Origin of the sequence: Pedobacter yulinensis (assembly GCF_003029735.1) — a bacterium.
Taxonomy (GTDB): Bacteria; Bacteroidota; Bacteroidia; order Sphingobacteriales; family Sphingobacteriaceae; genus Pedobacter; species Pedobacter yulinensis.
Genome location: NZ_KZ686272.1, coordinates 43798 through 59773, shown reverse-complemented (window position 1 = coordinate 59773; position 15976 = coordinate 43798). Strand labels below are relative to the sequence as shown.

The 15976-nt window shown below is 50.4% G+C and carries 17 protein-coding genes; 4 read left to right on the top strand and 13 right to left on the bottom strand.

Going from position 1 to position 15976, the window contains the following annotated elements; genetic code table 11:
- Positions 1–5: 5 nt before the first annotated feature.
- Positions 6–1118: a DUF3810 domain-containing protein gene (locus tag C7T94_RS17930; RefSeq protein WP_107217245.1), complete on the top strand. Its 1113-nt coding sequence runs from the start codon at positions 6–8 to the stop codon at positions 1116–1118.
- On the opposite strand, the gene C7T94_RS17925 is transcribed toward C7T94_RS17930, so the two are convergent.
- Genes C7T94_RS17925 through C7T94_RS17915 form a run of 3 tightly spaced genes read right to left on the bottom strand, consistent with a single transcriptional unit; the run spans position 1102 to position 3233 of the window.
- A complete protein-coding gene (locus C7T94_RS17925; protein ID WP_107217243.1) occupies positions 1102–2367 on the bottom strand; it encodes an MFS transporter in 1266 nt (421 codons plus the stop codon). The two genes, C7T94_RS17930 and C7T94_RS17925, sit on opposite strands and share 17 nt — an antisense overlap.
- 24 nt (positions 2368–2391) lie before the next feature.
- Positions 2392–2616, bottom strand: coding sequence for a hypothetical protein (locus C7T94_RS17920; RefSeq protein ID WP_107217443.1), 225 nt, complete (start codon positions 2614–2616; stop codon positions 2392–2394).
- Between the two features lie 26 nt (positions 2617–2642).
- Positions 2643–3233, bottom strand: coding sequence for a TetR/AcrR family transcriptional regulator (locus C7T94_RS17915; RefSeq protein WP_107217241.1), 591 nt, complete (start codon positions 3231–3233; stop codon positions 2643–2645).
- A gap of 139 nt (positions 3234–3372) precedes the next feature.
- Here C7T94_RS17915 and hscA point away from each other — a divergent pair, with 139 nt between their 5' ends.
- Together hscA and C7T94_RS17905 are read left to right on the top strand one after the other, a co-directional pair.
- Positions 3373–5232, top strand: coding sequence for a Fe-S protein assembly chaperone HscA (gene hscA / locus C7T94_RS17910; RefSeq protein ID WP_107217239.1), 1860 nt, complete (start codon positions 3373–3375; stop codon positions 5230–5232).
- Positions 5233–5269: 37 nt separating this feature from the next.
- A complete protein-coding gene (locus C7T94_RS17905) occupies positions 5270–6208 on the top strand; it encodes a zinc dependent phospholipase C family protein (protein ID WP_107217237.1) in 939 nt (312 codons plus the stop codon).
- On the opposite strand, the gene C7T94_RS17900 is transcribed toward C7T94_RS17905, so the two are convergent.
- The 8 genes from C7T94_RS17900 to C7T94_RS17865 all read right to left on the bottom strand — a co-directional run bounded on the left by C7T94_RS17900 (position 6205) and on the right by C7T94_RS17865 (position 12583).
- On the bottom strand, positions 6205–6858 hold the full coding sequence (locus tag C7T94_RS17900) for a DedA family protein (RefSeq protein WP_107217236.1): 654 nt from the start codon (positions 6856–6858) through the stop codon (positions 6205–6207). The two genes, C7T94_RS17905 and C7T94_RS17900, sit on opposite strands and share 4 nt — an antisense overlap.
- Before the next feature lie 79 nt (positions 6859–6937).
- Complete coding sequence (locus tag C7T94_RS17895) at positions 6938–7630, bottom strand: DUF4397 domain-containing protein (RefSeq protein WP_107217234.1); 693 nt, start codon at positions 7628–7630, stop codon at positions 6938–6940.
- Positions 7631–7688: 58 nt separating this feature from the next.
- The gene (locus tag C7T94_RS17890; protein WP_107217232.1) at positions 7689–8369 is read right to left on the bottom strand and encodes a DUF4397 domain-containing protein; all 681 of its coding nucleotides are present in this window, start codon (positions 8367–8369) and stop codon (positions 7689–7691) included.
- A 70-nt stretch (positions 8370–8439) separates the two neighbouring features.
- Positions 8440–9564, bottom strand: coding sequence for a DNA polymerase III subunit beta (dnaN, locus tag C7T94_RS17885; protein WP_107217230.1), 1125 nt, complete (start codon positions 9562–9564; stop codon positions 8440–8442).
- 165 nt (positions 9565–9729) lie between these two features.
- A complete protein-coding gene (locus C7T94_RS17880; RefSeq protein WP_107217441.1) occupies positions 9730–10245 on the bottom strand; it encodes an outer membrane beta-barrel protein in 516 nt (171 codons plus the stop codon).
- Between the two features lie 101 nt (positions 10246–10346).
- On the bottom strand, positions 10347–10901 hold the full coding sequence (locus C7T94_RS17875; protein WP_107217228.1) for a hypothetical protein: 555 nt from the start codon (positions 10899–10901) through the stop codon (positions 10347–10349).
- Between the two features lie 95 nt (positions 10902–10996).
- Positions 10997–11578 (bottom strand): porin family protein, encoded by a 582-nt coding sequence (locus C7T94_RS17870; RefSeq protein ID WP_107217226.1) that lies wholly within the window; start codon positions 11576–11578, stop codon positions 10997–10999.
- Positions 11579–11665: 87 nt separating this feature from the next.
- Positions 11666–12583, bottom strand: coding sequence for a glycerophosphodiester phosphodiesterase family protein (locus C7T94_RS17865; protein ID WP_107217224.1), 918 nt, complete (start codon positions 12581–12583; stop codon positions 11666–11668).
- Positions 12584–12707: 124 nt separating this feature from the next.
- Here C7T94_RS17865 and C7T94_RS17860 point away from each other — a divergent pair, with 124 nt between their 5' ends.
- The gene (locus C7T94_RS17860) at positions 12708–14195 is read left to right on the top strand and encodes a glycine--tRNA ligase (protein WP_107217439.1); all 1488 of its coding nucleotides are present in this window, start codon (positions 12708–12710) and stop codon (positions 14193–14195) included.
- Positions 14196–14487: 292 nt separating this feature from the next.
- Here the strand turns inward: C7T94_RS17860 and C7T94_RS17855 are convergent, their stop codons facing one another.
- Positions 14488–15315, bottom strand: a complete 828-nt coding sequence (locus C7T94_RS17855; protein ID WP_107217222.1) for a M48 family metallopeptidase — start codon at positions 15313–15315, stop codon at positions 14488–14490.
- Positions 15316–15326: 11 nt separating this feature from the next.
- Positions 15327–15974 (bottom strand): glycerol-3-phosphate 1-O-acyltransferase PlsY, encoded by a 648-nt coding sequence (gene plsY / locus C7T94_RS17850; RefSeq protein ID WP_107217220.1) that lies wholly within the window; start codon positions 15972–15974, stop codon positions 15327–15329.
- Between the last annotated feature and the right edge of the window lie 2 nt (positions 15975–15976).

Genomic DNA, 15976 nt, shown 5'->3' with positions numbered 1-15976 from the left:
AAGGCATGACACGTTCAACAGCACGGCGTACTGGCCTGCGGCAGCTTATCGTATTGATCATCCTGGCTGCGCTGGTCTACTGCTGGGGCCTTTCGGCATCGGCCGTAGACCGCTGGTATGTGGGGGGCATTTATCCCGGAATTGCGCTTGCGCTGCGCACCATCTCGGCACCAGTCCCCTTTTCCCTGGGCGATCTGCTGTATGCAGGACTCATCGCCTGGCTAATCTTTTCCCTGGTCCGTGCGGCATTGAAGCTGGTGCGAAATCGCAGCCGTGAAACATTCGAAAAATTTGGCCTGGCACTGCTGCGCACCCTGCTTATCCTGTACCTCGCATTCAAGCTGTTATGGGGCCTGAACTACAACCGCCAGCCTGCATACCGCGCACTCGGCTTAAACGATGCAGCCTACAGCCGCGAACAACTGTTTCTTCTTGGCCAGTTCATTTTGCAGAAGACCAACGATACAAAACAAGCGGCCGTAAGCATGCCACAGCTTTCAAAAACCGAATTACTGACAGGGGCGGTTTCGGCCTACCGGCAGATGGAAGAACGCAACGCCCTGTTCCGCTATGAACGTCCTTCCGTCAAAGCGGTAACGAGCAGCTGGCTTACAAGTATGGCAGGTATCGAAGGATACTACATTCCGCTCACCGGCGAAGCCAATATCAATACCGGCATTCCCGGGTTTGCATTGCCTTTCGTGACCTGCCATGAAATTGCACACCAAACGGGCATAGCTTATGAAGACGAGGCCAATCTGCTTGGCTACCTGACAGCAGTAAACAGCGCTGATGCGCGGTTCAGGTATGCAGCGTATTACCAGGCACTCCGGTATATCCTGCTCGAAATGGCGCTCCGTTCAGACCCCGCTTACCTGAAACTGAAAGCTAGGATTAGTCCGGCGGTACGTGCCGACTTTACCCTGGAGCGCAACTTCTGGCAGCAATATGACAGCAGCGTTTCTTCTTACATGTCGGCAACGTTCGACCGCTTCCTGAAACTGAATGACCAGGAAAAAGGAATCAAAAGTTACCAGGATATTGTTGTCTGGCTTTGGAACATATATGGCCCGCTGCTGCAAAAAGAACACCGTAAATCCATTAAGCCTCGGGCATAACGGGTACTGCCGCTGCCAGTTCGCTTTTTTGCCGGACTACCCGGCTAACCCTGTAAATCAGGTAAATGGATAAAAGTGAAAAAGCCACGACAATATACCCTACCCAATCGTAGTGCTGTAAAGGACTGCCCGGGTGCTCCTGTCTGATGATCAGGCCGGCGAAAACAGCCGATATACCGCCAGCAACCTGTTGCAGAGAAGCGTTTACGCTCATGAAGGCGCCCCGATCTTTCATTTCTGGCACGGCGCTGGTCAATGCGGTACCGGGAACCATCCTGCTCATAATGCCGACCATCATCAGCACATTAAAGACCATAACCAGCCAGAGCGGTGTAACCGAAAGATTTGTATAAACTAACACCACGATCATCAGCCAGACCGAAGCTGCAGAGAAGAGCAGAAATTTATCTACCTGGTCACTTAACTTCCCGATCAGCGGCATGACCACAAGGGCGGCCACACCCGATACCATAAACAGCATGGGCAGCTGGTGTTCGGTAATGTGCAGGTTGTTGATCGCGAAGGCGCTGCTGAACGGCATCATCATAAACCCGCCGACAGACAAAAGGGCCGTAGCCGTAAAGCCAACACGGTGCCTCTTGCTCAGTACCGTCTGCAGCAGGTGGCTGAACGCCGAACCGCTACGCTGCAGAAGCAGGTGCTCTGTAAGTGGTCTCATTCGCGTCAGAATTAAAACGGCAATAAGCGCTCCCAGTCCCGCAATCATGATAAAGGTTGTTTGCCAGCCCCAGGCAGTTGCCAGGTACAGCCCGATGGGAATACCAAGAACCTGGCTGGCTCCAAAACCCATTTGCACGAAGCCCATAACCCGCCCCCGCTGCTCAAGGCTGAAGATATCGGCAACAATGGCCAGCGTAATGGATCCGATTACGCCGCCGAAAAGCCCGGTAATGATGCGTGCAGCGATCAGCAGGTGGTAGTTAACCGCCAGGCCGCAGAACACCGTACCGGCTATGAAGCCCGTGTAAAAAAAGAGAAGCAGCTTTTTTCGGTCAAAGCGGTCTGCAAAGCCAGCTGTCAGCAGTCCGGAAGCGCCTGCACTAAAGGCATATGCCGATACCGCCAGCCCGAACTGCTCTGGTCTCAGGCTCAGCGACTTCATCAGAATGTCGCCCATGGGGGCCATCACCATAAAATCGAGCACAACTGTGAACTGCGTCATGGCCAGGATAAAAATGACCACTTTCTGGTAGCCGCTTAATGCAGCCGGTTTTTGATTTGTTTGCATGTATGTTGGGATATGATAAAAAATCTATTTCAACTCGGCACAGGCATAACCCTCGGCCTGTACCAGCTCAATAATTTCCTGGTGTGTGGCGCGGGGTGATACGATGCGAAGTACGAAATCCTCATCGTATAGGTCGACATTCCATTCTTCAATGTGCGTGACCGCGTCAAGCACCGGCCTGATCGTTTCGACGTCCCGGTGCGAAGCCAGGTCTGTCTTAAATACGAGAATGTGATCGAAATTGTTCATGGTCGCAGGGATTTTATTAAGCGGCATTAACGTTTCATAGCCTTCATCACCAGTGAAAACGTTTGCCACAGTGTTGTTTCGGTCATGCGGAAAGGCCGGCCCGCCATATTCCGTCCTTCTTCATGAAAGCGCATAAGCGCGTACAATGGCGCAAATGCAATGCACCAGTAAGTTTCGAGCGACATTTCTTCAATCTCACCGCGACGAACTGCGTTATGTATAAATGCGCCCATTGTTTTCTTAAACGCTTCAGCCAGTTCGGGCATCACTTGCTGCTGGTAGCCGGAATTGCGGAACTGTTCCAGCAACCTTGTTACGGCCGGCCGGTCTACCATGAAGCGGTACCGGTTTTCCCACTGGATGCGCATGCCTGCTTCAAAGTCCAGCTCAGGATCGAAATTGCCAAGAATCGACTCGCTCATCTCTTTGAACTTCTCATTCCCGATACTCACAATCAGGTGATCCTTGTCCCGGTAATAAATGTAAAGCGTAGCGACCGAAATGCCGCAGGCCCTAGCCAGCTTGTTCATGCTGAAACCTTCAAAACCATCAGCAACCAGCATTTCGATCGCTTTGGCTTTTACCGTTTCCTCCTTACAGGTATCTCTCTTGCGCATGTTTACATGTAAGGGACAAATATAAATGAATGCTCGCTTATTTAAAGAATATTTTTTTTAAAGCGCTTATGATGCTCATTTGACCGAATTCGGTTTGCATTGTTACGTTACACAGTAAAGTAATGAGTAAATTTGCCGCATGGCAAAAATATCCATTAACCTGGCGACGGGTTCGCTGCAGCAGGAAGAACTTATTGTAGGTATTGACCTGGGCACAACCAACAGCCTGGTCGCCTTTATCAATCCCGAGAAACAACCGCAAGCCATTAACGACACTGGCAAGGGTTTGCTCGTGCCATCCGTTGTACATTTCAACGAACATGGCGATGCCGTTGTGGGCAACGAAGCAAAGGAGTACCTGACCACCGATCCTGCAAACACAATTTTCTCGGTAAAACGACTTTTAGGTCGTTCTTACCAGGATGTAGCCGGGCACCAAGACCTTTTTTCATATAAGATTATCGATGACAATACCGATGCGCTGGTCAAGATCCGGGCCGCAAACCGTTTCTACACCCCCATCGAACTATCGGCCGAAATATTGAAAGAGCTCAAGCATCGTGCAGAGCATGCATTAAAGACACCTGTTAACCGCGCTGTGATCACAGTACCAGCCTACTTTAACGACAGCCAGCGGCAGGCAACCCGCGATGCGGGAAAGCTGGCCGGACTGGACGTGCTGCGCATCGTGAATGAGCCTACTGCGGCCAGCCTTGCCTATGGTATTGGCCTTGATCCGCAGGAGCAGAAAACCATCGCAGTCTACGACCTTGGTGGCGGTACGTTCGACGTTTCTATCCTGTCCATACAGAATGGAATTTTTGAAGTATTGTCTACGAACGGCGATACCTTTCTAGGTGGTGATGATTTTGACCGGGCAATTGTCGATTACTGGATTGAGAAGAACCAGATTGACCGCGCCTCGCTTCAGGCAAACCAGATGCTTACTCAAAGCCTGCGCCTGCAGGCCGAAACCGCCAAGAAAGCACTCTCCAGGCAGAACCTGTATAATGAGAAGCTTGGCGATATCTGGTGTACCCTGGACAAGCAGACGTTCGAAGAATTGATTGCACCCAAAGTGGAGCGAACCCTCGACAGCTGCCGCAAGGCTCTTGTCGATGCCGGCCTGAGTCCTGACCAGATAAACGACGTGATCCTGGTTGGCGGCTCGACCCGAACACCCTATGTTAAGAATAAAGTTGCCGAATTGTTCGGAAAGACGCCGCAAGACCACATCAATCCCGATGAAGTCGTGGCCCTTGGCGCAGCCATCCAGGCTGATGTGCTCGCCGGTAACCGCTCCGATATCCTGCTGCTGGACGTGACACCGCTTTCTTTGGGAATTGAAACGATGGGCGGACTTATGGACGTGATCATTTCAAGGAATTCAAAAATACCAACCCGCGCCGGCCGGCAGTATACCACATCAGTAGACGGCCAGGTGAACATGAAGATATCAGTTTACCAGGGTGAACGCGATTTGGTAAAGGAAAACCGCAAACTGGCCGAATTTGAACTGAAAGGCATCCCGGCCATGCCGGCAGGCCTTCCGAAAGTCGATGTCAACTTTATTCTGAATGCAGACGGTATTCTCACCGTACAGGCAATCGAACTCCGTTCAGGCACGAAACAGGAAATTGAGGTCAAACCCAGTTACGGCCTGACCGACGATGCCGTTGAACAAATGCTGATAGACAGCGTAACCCACGCCAAACAGGATGTGGAGCAGCGCATGGTCATCGAAGCCCGGGGCGAAGGCGAGCAGCTGGCCTATACTGCCGAGCGATTTTTAGAAAAAAACGGACTTTACCTGCAGCCTGAAGAGATCGCACAAACCCAAAGCCTGATCGCGAAGCTGCGCGAAAGCCTGCAATCTGCAGACAAGGACGTGATTCTGAAAGATACCGATGCCTTGAATGAGTATACCCGGCCTTTTGCTGAGCGTATCATGGATATCGCCATTTCTTCAGCCATGAAAGGAAAAAAAATAGACGAATAACAGGATAATTTCAGCACATTTTATTAACTTAAGGTTAATGAAATGTGTTTTATTATGCATGCTTGCAGGACTTTCCTGCCTTTCCTGGGGTTTCTTTGCCCACCGGAAGATCAATACACTCGCCGTCTACAGCCTGCCAGCGGCCATGAGCCGTTTTTTTAAATCAAACATTACTTACCTGGGGGAGCATGCCACTGACGCAGACAAACGCCGGTACGCAGATACGCTCGAAGCCGCACGTCATTACCTTGACGCCGAAGAATACGGCAATCTGGACAGTATGCCCATGCGGTACGACGAGGCCCGGAAGAGGTTTGGCGAAAAGATGCTGCAAAAAAACGGCATTGTTCCCTGGCAGATCCATTTCTCCCACCTGCAGCTTGTGGCTGCATTTCGCAGCCGGGACTCGCTCAAAATTCTGCGTACGGCAGCTAACCTGGGCCACTACATAGCCGATGCGCATGTACCGCTTCACCTTACAAATAACCACAATGGTCAGCTGAGCAACCAAAAGGGCATTCACGCGTTTTGGGAGAGCAGGCTTCCGGAACTGTTCTCAGCGGGCTATAGTTTCTATACGGGTCCGGCACGGTACATTGAAAACCCGCTTCGCGAGGCCTGGCGAATAGTCCGGCAAACGCGCACAAAAGTAGACAGCGTGCTGCGCCTGGAGGCTGAGTTGAAAAAACGATACCCTTCAGACCAGCAATTCAGTTTTTACCGCGACAAAAAACAGGTGATCAGGGCTTATTCTCTCCAGTATTCGCGGGCATATCATGAAAAACTGAATGGCATGGTAGAGCGGCAAATGCGTGCATCGATCGCAGCGGTTGCAGGTTTCTGGTATACCGCCTGGGTCGATGCCGGCCAGCCTGACTTGCAACATCTGAAACACTTGCCACATCCGGCTCGCGCAGCAGATGAAGCAACAGAGCAGGCCTTTAATAAAGGAAAAATCCTGGGCAGGGAACTCTAAACCGCCGTCTTTTTGCTGAATTTAGCCTTAAATGCGGCAATGACCGCTGGCAAAAAGGTCAGTATCCCGATGGTTACAATCACAACCGTAAAGTTCTCTTTGATAATCGGAATATTGCCGAAAAGGAAGCCTGCAAAAAGAAAAACAACGATCCATGAAATACCACCAACAACGTTGAAGAGTGTAAAGCGGCCGAAAGGCATGCGGGCTACACCGGCAACAAAGGGAGCAATGGTTCGGAATATAGGCAGATACCTGCTGAAAACAACGGCTTTGCCGCCATGTTTTTCAAAAAAAGCATGCGTTTTATTGTAGTATTCAAGCTTCAGAATGCGGTTGGTATCTTTAAACACCTTAACCCCGAAAAAGGTGCCAAGAAAATAGTTCAGCGAATTGCCCGATATGGCGGCAATACACAACAGCAGGGCCATGACATAAATGTCCAGGCCGGTTCCTCCCTTGGCCATGAGCGCTCCCATAGCGAAAAGCAAGGAATCACCTGGCAGGAACGGTGTGATGACAAGGCCTGTTTCGGCAAAAATGATCAGGAACATGATCAGGTAGGTCCAGGTTTGATAATCGTTTACGATTTCGACAAGGTGTTTGTCGATATGGAGGATGAAGTCAAAAATTTGCGAGAAAAAGTCCAAAACGTTTGTTTAAGCTGCAAAAATAAAAATATCACGCCAAATGGCGTGATATTTCCTGTGTTAAATTATAATTAGCCAGTTAGTTGTGTGTGACAACATGTACAAGCGGACTGCCTGTTGAATTTGCATTTACCCAGACAGTGTAGATCTTGCCTGCGGCGAAGGTGGTGCCGGGAATGTCTACCGCTGTAACCGAGCCAGCGGCGGTCACTTTAAATGCCAGACCCGGCGCAATGGTATAGTATCGTGAAACGTTTCCAAACGCCAGACCCGTAATAAACTCATTGTTGCCTGCTACTTCAGTAAAATTGAGACCATTTGTAAACGAGGAGCCGAGGTTCAGGAAACGTATCCGTGCCTGCGTGGACGGTGCAGGCGGCGTCAGGTCATCGAGCAGGGCCAGTACTTTGCCGCCCTGTGCATCCTTTACATAATAACTGGTAAAGTAGGCATCAGCCGGAATGTTAAGCTGTGATGAAGCCGTAGCGGTAGTGGCACCCTGGTCGCGAAACGCGAGCGTGCGTGTGCCTGCGCGGACTTTCAGGTATTCACTGCTGTTGTTGTACGCTACAGGCGCAATGGAAACCTTAGTATCGTCAATGAACGCCTCCTGTGGCTGAGCATCGGCCTGAGCGTTCACATACTTCATCCATGCATCGCCGGTTACCTCAGGGACGTCGTCAGGCGATTTTTTACATGCGCCGAGCACAATCAGGCAGAACAAAGCAAGCATGGAAAGCTTCGTGCTGTAGTGTTTACTAATCATATTCATGCGATAGATTTTTGCTAATTTAATAAATTATTCCCGGGCAGTAACCCTCCTGCCTTTTCTAATTGTATTCAATCAGGTGATAATTCAGCCGGGAAGCAGAACCATCTACCCAGATCGTATAGATTTTTCCTTCTTTGATATCGGCGCCGGGTACGCGCTTGCTGTAAGCCTCGGCGCCGTTCGAGTACAGCAGCAGGTCTACGCCCGGGTCTACCGAAAAGTATCCTGAGGCCGATTTATAAGTCTGACTCGTTACGAAGTTGATACCGCCAGATATCCCGGTATTCAGACCGAGAAAAACATCGTTGGCCAGGTGCACCACCCGAACGGCCGCTTTGCCTGGTTCTACAGCGCCAACATTGTCACTGATCAGTATGAGTTCGGCCTTGTCATCGCGGTTAATGATCGTAAATGCCGTATAAGAAAAGCCGGGAATAAAACTGACGTCGTTAGAGACAGCAATGCGATCGTGCTCTGTTACCTGCGCTTTCTTTACCCCGGAATTCACTGTCATGTATCCGCTGGCTTCTCCATAGGTTAGCGCTGCTGAACTGACCTTGACATCATCTGCATAAAATTCAGCAGATTCAGAATTTTGGGCGGCATTGACAAGACGTACCCGGGCTTCGCCCTGCACGAGCGGCTCAGGCCCGACCTCTTTGCAGGACACCAGGAACAACGCAAAAAACGTGGCTGCAAGTAACAACTGGCGGCTTCCCTGCAAAATTCGAATGCTCATGAGCGGAATGATTTAAAACAAAATAGCCCGGTCAAAAACCAGGCCATTAGTTTATTTGTTTAAGGTGCCGCTAATAACTGTTGTTCAGCATGACTGGCATGACCAGCATCAGCACGTCCTCATTTTCATCGTTTGTTTGCGGGATCAGCAGACCGGCGCGGTTCGGCGTAGAAAGTTCGAGTGTAACCTCCTCACCGCTCAGGTTACCCAGCATTTCGATCAGGAAACGCGCATTGAAACCAATTTCAAGATCTTCTCCGTTGTACTGGCAGCTTAACCGCTCGTGGGCCTCGTTTGCAAAATCAAGATCTTCAGAAGAGATATTCAGCTCGCTCCCACTGATCTTTAAACGCACCTGGTGCGTGGTTTTGTTGGCAAATATGACCACCCGGCGTAGGGTGTTCAGGAACAGCGCACGGTCTATTGTCAGTTTGTTCGTGTTGTTTCCCGGAATCACGGCTTCATAATCCGGATACCGCTCATCGATCAGCCGGCAGACCAGGTTAATGTTTTCGAACCGGAAAAAAGCACTTGTCGCATTGTAATCGACCGAGACGTTCAGATCAGATGCCGGAAGCGCATTCTTGAGCAATGTCAGTGCTTTTTTGGGCAAAATAAACGATGCCGCTTTTTCTGCCTTGCTGTCTTTGCGGCGATAGCGCACCAGCTTGTGGGCATCGGTGGCCACAAAAGTAATGTGTTCGGTAGAAAGCTGACAAAAAACGCCGGTCATTGCGGGCCGCAATTCGTCGTTACTGACCGCAAATATTGTCTTGGTTATGGCCTCGGCCAATACAGAGGCAGGTAAATTAACAGAGGATGCGTTTTCCACCACAGGGATCTTGGGGAAATCATCTCCATTCTCGCCGCTCAGCTTGTACTTGCCATCACCTGCGCTGATTTCGATGGCGAAAGTGTTGTCATCAATATTAAATGCGATCGGCTGATCCGGGAGTGTCTTCAGCGTATCAAGCAGGATCTTAGATGGTACGGCGACTTTGCCTTCCTCCTTAGACTCAACAGGAAGCGAGGTAGTCATACTGGTTTGAAGGTCGGTAGCCGATATGATCAACTGCCCCTCTTTGATTTCGAAAAGAAAGTTTTCCAGTATAGGCAATACCGTGCTGCTGCTTGACGCACCATTCACAGTCTGCAAATGCTTTAACAATGTTGACGTAGATACAATAAATCTCATGATACGATTTGTAAGTGCTCAAAAATATAAAAATTATTCAGCGTACCGGTTGCCATGCCAATAATGTGGAAAAAATGAACATATTCACATCAACCCTGAACGGAAGGTCCGGAAACAGGAAAAGCCTGCCAGAGGGCAAGCTTTTCGATGCTTTGTTTTTAAGTTTTACAGGCCGAAATTGAAGGCCGCGCGAATGCCTACAAATCCGTTTGTCACGCTGTTCGCTGACCAGGCTTCGTAACGCGCACCCAGGTCAATCGATGTTTTGTCAGACACAGGGAAATCTACACCAATACCTGGCGAGTACGCGAAAGCAGTACTTGCCCCATCGTTTGTACCAATGGCAGCACCCAGCTCGGCAGCGCCATAGAAATTAGGAACAAAATAATATTTGATACCGGCTTTCAATGGAATAGCACCGTAGTCATAAGTAAAACCGTTGACTTCCTTGCTCTTGAAATTGATAAAACCTGCATTGATGGTTCCGTATAGCTTGCTGCTGCTGATCGGAATGTGCATGATACCTGATCCGCCGAAGCCGATGTTCATGCCGTCAGACCAATCGCCAACAGGCAAACCGAATTCCAGACCAACGCCCAATTTGTTTCCGGCAGTTGTTTGTGCAGAGGCACCGAAAGACAACAAGCCTGCAAGTGCCGTAAGTAAAAATAGTTTTTTCATAAGGGTTTTTTCTTGTATATGGTCCAATTTTTAGCTTTTTTGAACCTATTCAACAAAAAACACCATTCTAAATATTTTGTTTACAAAAAAATAAGTTTTCCTTACAAGGGCAGGAAATAACCGATCCTCAAGCCTACGAACGAACGGGTAGACAATTTTTGCCCATTCGCAAGTTCCAGCTGCGAGCGGCTTGTCCAGCCTTCATACCTGATGCCGACTTCCATTTTTGATCGCGAAGACACATTGAACCGCGTTCCGAAACCCGGAGACCAGGCATATACCATTTTGTTTTGCCCCGTTGCCGGCAGGGCTACCCCACCCTGCGCCTCTGCAAAAGCATCTTTCGTAAAAAAGTATTTGAGTCCGGCCTTAAGCGGCACGTAACTGAAGTCAGGCACTTTTACACGGAAGGCGCTGCGGCCAAAGAAAACCATATATCCTGCGTTCGCAGTCAGGGCGATCTTTTCGCTGATGCCAAGATCGGCTTTCACCGAGCCCCCAGCGCCAAAATTGGAAGCATTCGAAAAATTTCCTGAAGGCAGCCCCAATTCGGCAGCAAAACTGACGCCCGACAAACGGTCCTGCGCATGCAGGCCAGCGGACGTGAGCGACAGGCCAAGGCACAGCAATATATAAAGTAGGATCTTGCTTTTCATATGTTCCGGATCAGTTGACCCAAATATGGGAAACTTTGGCAATAAAAAAGGGCGCCAACATAAATTGACACCCTTTTAGCTGCTAAAAAAACGGTTTAATCAATATCCCGTCCAACTTTTCTTGCTGTGCTTCTTCCCGGCAGGTAAATCTGAAAGCCCACACCAAGATTCAGGTTATGCGCATACGCACTGCTGCCGAAGCCAACCACACCCTGGTACTTGAGCAAAGCTTCGAGGCCGATGGTCCTTGTAATAAAATAGGTAAAACCGGGCCCTACTGAAAAGCCGAGGCCATTGGTAGACCCGCCACCTGAAAGGTTTCTTCCGGATACGCCTACAGTTGCCTCGCCAAAGAACCGGGAGCTTTTTATCAACTCGTTAGCGCCGGTCTGCCCGTAGTAGCGCCCTAGCGCGCCGATACCGTAATTGATGGTCGTACCCAGGTCTTTGCCCGGTGTTTCAAGGCCAAACATGACATCGCCACCAATGGCTACCCCATCGTCAATAAACCAGGCGGCCTTTGGATTAATGGCCAGGCTGAATGCGTTGGGCTTGTCCAAAGCAAAATTAATGTTAGACAGGTTTGTCCCGACCATGACATTTCCCTGTTGGATCTGTGCCTGCGACGCAGTTGCAATTGATCCCGCGAAAAACAGTGTAAAAATTAACTTTTTCATAGTACTGATAAGTATTGATGTCTTTGTTTAACGTTAGCATCAGCACTTTGTTCGTAAAAGATCGATTTTTTACCAACAGATAAACAACTACCTGACAACCAACGCCTTTAGCCGCATACCAGACTTACGCCTGTATGCATCGAGTTCCTTGCCGGCCAGTTGCAGTTCGTCTGTAGACAAAACATCGGCTCCCAGTTCAACGAGCTTTGTATAGACACCGGCGTCGGGCTTTGCTTTTGCCTGCCGGTCTATGTTGCCCATCGTCCCCATGATTGCCGTTACACCGCGGCTGTGCAGCAAGGTGTAGAGCGACGCCGGGCGGGCGCTCGTTCCCGTAAACGCGACGATCCGGTTGTCGGGCACCCCCATGCTGTTCAGGCGGGCCAGGTCTTCCTCACGGCCAACCGATGCAGAGATCATCAGGTCTGGGGCCAACCGGTGCACCTCTGCCGCCTGGTTCGCGCTGTAGGTAATGATGATGCTCCTGTTTTCGGCCTTGTTGCGGCGTACTGCATCGATGACCATGCGGTAAGGTACGCCGCGCTTGATGTCGATGGTAAACAGCACCTTGCCACTCCCCCATTTCAGGACCTGGTCTAACGTTGGTATACGAAAAGCTGTAAGCCGCCCTTCGTTGTCGCGAAGGCGTAGCTCACTGAGCTGTGCCAGGGTATGTTCACCGACAGGGCCGCTGCCTGTAGTGGTTCTGTCCAGGCGGTCGTCGTGCATCACGACCAGCGCAGAATCCCGGCTGAGGGCAACATCAAATTCAATGATGACAGGTTGCAGCCTGGCCGCATTTTCAAAAGTTTCAATGCAGTTTTCCGGATATCCGGGCATGGGGCCGCCGCGGTGAGCGCTTAGCAAGGGGTAAGGTGCTGTTTTGCGTTGCAGGAAGGCCTGTAAGGCAGACGGCGTCTTGAAATCAATGCGGTGAAATTTTTGCTGGGCGGCCAGCACGCCGGCCCACAAAACCACGATAAACAACAATACAATCTTTTTCATGCACAAAAGTACAGAAAGCGGCAAAGGGCTGAGCAGGCGGGCCGAAAAACCTTTGGTTACATACCTAAAAACGACCGCAGCGGGGCCGGCGACATCTGCGATAGATTATTATATTTGCAGCACTATGGCTAAAACAACTAACGACGAGCAATTTAAAAATGTCATCTCGCATGCAAAAGAGTATGGTTTTGTATTTCAGAGCAGTGAGATTTACGACGGTCTCAGCGCCGTATATGACTATGGCCAGCTGGGGGCAGAGCTAAAAAACAACATCAAAACCTATTGGTGGAAAGCCATGGTACAGATGCATGAGAACATTGTTGGCATTGATTCGGCCATATTCATGCATCCGAAGATCTGGAAGGCAAGCGGCCATGTCGATGGCTTCAACGACCCCATGATCGACAACAAAGACTCTAAGAAACGCTACCGTGCCGACCAGCTGCTGGAAGACCGGATCGAAAAATACCGCAAAGACGGCAAGACAGACAAGGCTGAGGACTTGCAAACGGCTATGGACGATGCGCTCAAGGCTGAAGATCTGCCGCAATTGAAGTCGCTGATCGAAGCACACGATATTGCCTGCCCGGTAAGCGGCACAAAAAACTGGACAGATGTGCGTCAGTTCAACCTGATGTTCAGCACCCAGTTTGGGGCCATGTCAGAAGACGCCGAGGTGGTCTACCTCAGGCCGGAAACTGCCCAGGGCATATTCGTTAATTTCCTGAATGTTCAGAAGTCCGGAAGAATGAAAATCCCTTTCGGTATTGCACAGATCGGCAAGGCATTTCGCAACGAAGTCATTGCCCGTCAGTTCATTATGCGCATGCGCGAGTTCGAGCAAATGGAAATGCAATTTTTTGTACGCCCGGGCGAAGACGGCAAATGGTTTGAATACTGGAAGGAAGCCCGTCTGAAATGGCACCAGGCACTTGGCACCGATCCTGCCCGCTACCGTTTCCATGACCATGTAAAGCTGGCGCATTATGCAAATGCAGCAACCGATATTGAGTTTGAATTTCCTTTCGGTTTCAAAGAGGTTGAAGGCATTCACAGCCGCACCGATTTTGACCTGGGCCAGCACCAGGAGTTTTCAGGTAAAAAAATGCAGTACTTTGACAGTGAACTGAATGAGGAAGGAAAACCGTATGGCAACTATGTGCCTTACGTGATTGAAACCTCGATCGGCCTGGACCGCATGTTCCTGCTTACCCTGATCAACGCTTTCGAAGAACAGGACCTGAGTACCGAAGATAAGCAGGATAGCCGCACTGTATTGCGCCTCCATCCTGCACTGGCACCGGTTAAGGCCGCCATCCTGCCGCTTACCAAAAAAGACGGCCTGCCTGAAAAGGCACGTGCCATCATGGATACGCTGAAGTTTGACCACAACCTGATTTACGAAGAGAAAGACTCGATCGGTAAGCGTTACCGCAGGCAGGACGCCATCGGCACACCATTCTGCATCACCATAGACCACCAGAGTCTGGAAGACGACAGTGTAACCATTCGCCATCGCGACAGCATGGAACAGGAACGCGTAGCAATTGCTGACCTCGAACGGATCATCGGCAACAAAGTAAGCTGGAAAAACCTGCTGTCTAAAGCTTAACTCAGCGCTTAACTTTTTACGGCAGCTGTCGCGAAAACAGCATGAACCCCAAAGGCTGCGCGCTTTTGGGGTTTTATCATCTGAACAGACAAGCTTAGCAGGGAGCCGGGTTCGTTTGAACACCAGAGACCAGACACTGGTTTATCGGTGCACCCGCACATTTGCAACTGCCTGATAACTTGTAACACCGTTATAGGAGATCAGAAACACCCCTGAAACAAACGGACCTTAAACAACGCTAGGTTATTTAAGGTCCGTTTCGCTTTTTACTCTGGCCCTGCTGGCCGCAGGTTTATTTTACCGGTTTTCCGGTTGTTGAGTTGTAGTATTTCTTTGCCTCAGGCAAATCGCGCTGAATCTGGGCAATCCGCGTGGCATCGGCGGGGTGAGTGCTTAAAAACTCGGGCGGTTTCTGGCTGCCTTTGCTGGCTGCGGCCATCCGCTGCCAGAAGCCTACAGCACTTTCAGGATCAAATCCAGCCATCGACATAAAGATGAGCCCAAGGTGGTCGGCTTCCAGCTCCTGCTTGCGGGAGTTGGGCAGCAGAACAAAACCCTGCGCACCGATGCCGTATGCCTGGTTCACAATTTCCTGGGTGGCCTGTGATTTACCGCCTGTGGCCGCTCCGAGCAAACCGCCGCCTACCTGGGCCAGCGCTACCTGCGAGGCGCGCTCGGCTGAGTGCTGCGCGATAGCATGTGCAATCTCATGCCCCATCACGGTTGCCAGACCTGCATCATCCCTCGTTACCGGGAGTATACCGGTATAAACGGCTACCTTGCCGCCGGGCATACACCAGGCGTTGATGTCAGGGCTTTGGATCAGGTTAAACTCCCATCGGTAGTTTTGGATCTGCGCTCCATACCCGTTGGCATTCATGTAGCGTGTTACCGCTGTCTGGATGCGCTGGCCAATGCGTTTTACACGTGCCGCATCTGCATTGTTGAGCACAACTGTTTTCGGGTCTTTGAGCAAGGCTGTGTAACTGGAAGCCGCTGCCTGCTGCAGTTGGCTGTCGTCTACCAGGCTGACCCGGCTTCTTCCTGTAATCGGAACGGTTGAGCACGCCGATATACACAGTACCGCCGCAGCGATACCTGACAAATAGGTGAATTTCATAGGTGTTGTTTTTAGCTTTTTTTCTTCCTGAACAGGTAGACTTTGGATTCTTTTCCCTTGAGCAGACGCTCAAGGTTCTTTTGGTGGGTTACCATGATCAGCACGCAGACACACATGCCGTAAAGTACTTCGGCTTTGATCGACGAATGAAACACAAAAACAATACTCAGCGGAAACGTAAATCCCGCACAGATCGAACTCAGTGAAACATAATTTGAGACCAGTAAAACCACCACGAAGACCAGAACACAAAGCATCGCTGCCGGGAAGTTGACAGCTAAAACCATTCCAAAAAGTGTGGCGACGCCTTTCCCGCCCCTGAAACCGGCAAAGACCGGAAACAGGTGCCCCATTACGGCCGTTACGCCCAGCGCCAGCTCATAATTAACAAACTGTGTAGACGCATGCGGACCGGTAACGGAAAGACCAATAAAGTAAGCAAGTTTTGTGGCCGTAAAGCCTTTAGAAATGTCCATCACCATGACAATGATGCCGGCCTTTTTGCCAAGCACCCTGAAGGTATTGGTTGCCCCTGCATTGCCGCTGCCGTACTCCCTGACGTCGATGCCGTAGAAGGCCTGACCGATCCAGACTGCCGAGGGTATTGAACCTAAAAGATATGCGAGAACCAATGCGGCGATGGAGTATACCGATATCATAT

Bases quoted from the DNA above. Each gene is read 5' to 3' on its own strand.
- plsY (WP_107217220.1), bottom strand. From the start codon at position 15,974: ATGATATCGGTATACTCCATCGCCGCATTGGTTCTCGCATATCTTTTA.
- C7T94_RS17925 (WP_107217243.1), bottom strand. From the start codon at position 2,367: ATGCAAACAAATCAAAAACCGGCTGCATTAAGCGGCTACCAGAAAGTG.
- C7T94_RS17890 (WP_107217232.1), bottom strand. From the start codon at position 8,369: ATGAGCATTCGAATTTTGCAGGGAAGCCGCCAGTTGTTACTTGCAGCC.
- C7T94_RS17905 (WP_107217237.1), top strand. From the start codon at position 5,270: ATGAAATGTGTTTTATTATGCATGCTTGCAGGACTTTCCTGCCTTTCC.
- C7T94_RS17880 (WP_107217441.1), bottom strand. From the start codon at position 10,245: ATGAAAAAACTATTTTTACTTACGGCACTTGCAGGCTTGTTGTCTTTC.
- C7T94_RS17920 (WP_107217443.1), bottom strand. From the start codon at position 2,616: ATGAACAATTTCGATCACATTCTCGTATTTAAGACAGACCTGGCTTCG.
- C7T94_RS17855 (WP_107217222.1), bottom strand. From the start codon at position 15,315: ATGAAATTCACCTATTTGTCAGGTATCGCTGCGGCGGTACTGTGTATA.
- C7T94_RS17875 (WP_107217228.1), bottom strand. From the start codon at position 10,901: ATGAAAAGCAAGATCCTACTTTATATATTGCTGTGCCTTGGCCTGTCG.
- C7T94_RS17860 (WP_107217439.1), top strand. From the start codon at position 12,708: ATGGCTAAAACAACTAACGACGAGCAATTTAAAAATGTCATCTCGCAT.
- dnaN (WP_107217230.1), bottom strand. From the start codon at position 9,564: ATGAGATTTATTGTATCTACGTCAACATTGTTAAAGCATTTGCAGACT.
- C7T94_RS17930 (WP_107217245.1), top strand. From the start codon at position 6: ATGACACGTTCAACAGCACGGCGTACTGGCCTGCGGCAGCTTATCGTA.
- C7T94_RS17865 (WP_107217224.1), bottom strand. From the start codon at position 12,583: ATGAAAAAGATTGTATTGTTGTTTATCGTGGTTTTGTGGGCCGGCGTG.
- C7T94_RS17870 (WP_107217226.1), bottom strand. From the start codon at position 11,578: ATGAAAAAGTTAATTTTTACACTGTTTTTCGCGGGATCAATTGCAACT.
- hscA (WP_107217239.1), top strand. From the start codon at position 3,373: ATGGCAAAAATATCCATTAACCTGGCGACGGGTTCGCTGCAGCAGGAA.
- C7T94_RS17895 (WP_107217234.1), bottom strand. From the start codon at position 7,630: ATGAATATGATTAGTAAACACTACAGCACGAAGCTTTCCATGCTTGCT.
- C7T94_RS17915 (WP_107217241.1), bottom strand. From the start codon at position 3,233: ATGCGCAAGAGAGATACCTGTAAGGAGGAAACGGTAAAAGCCAAAGCG.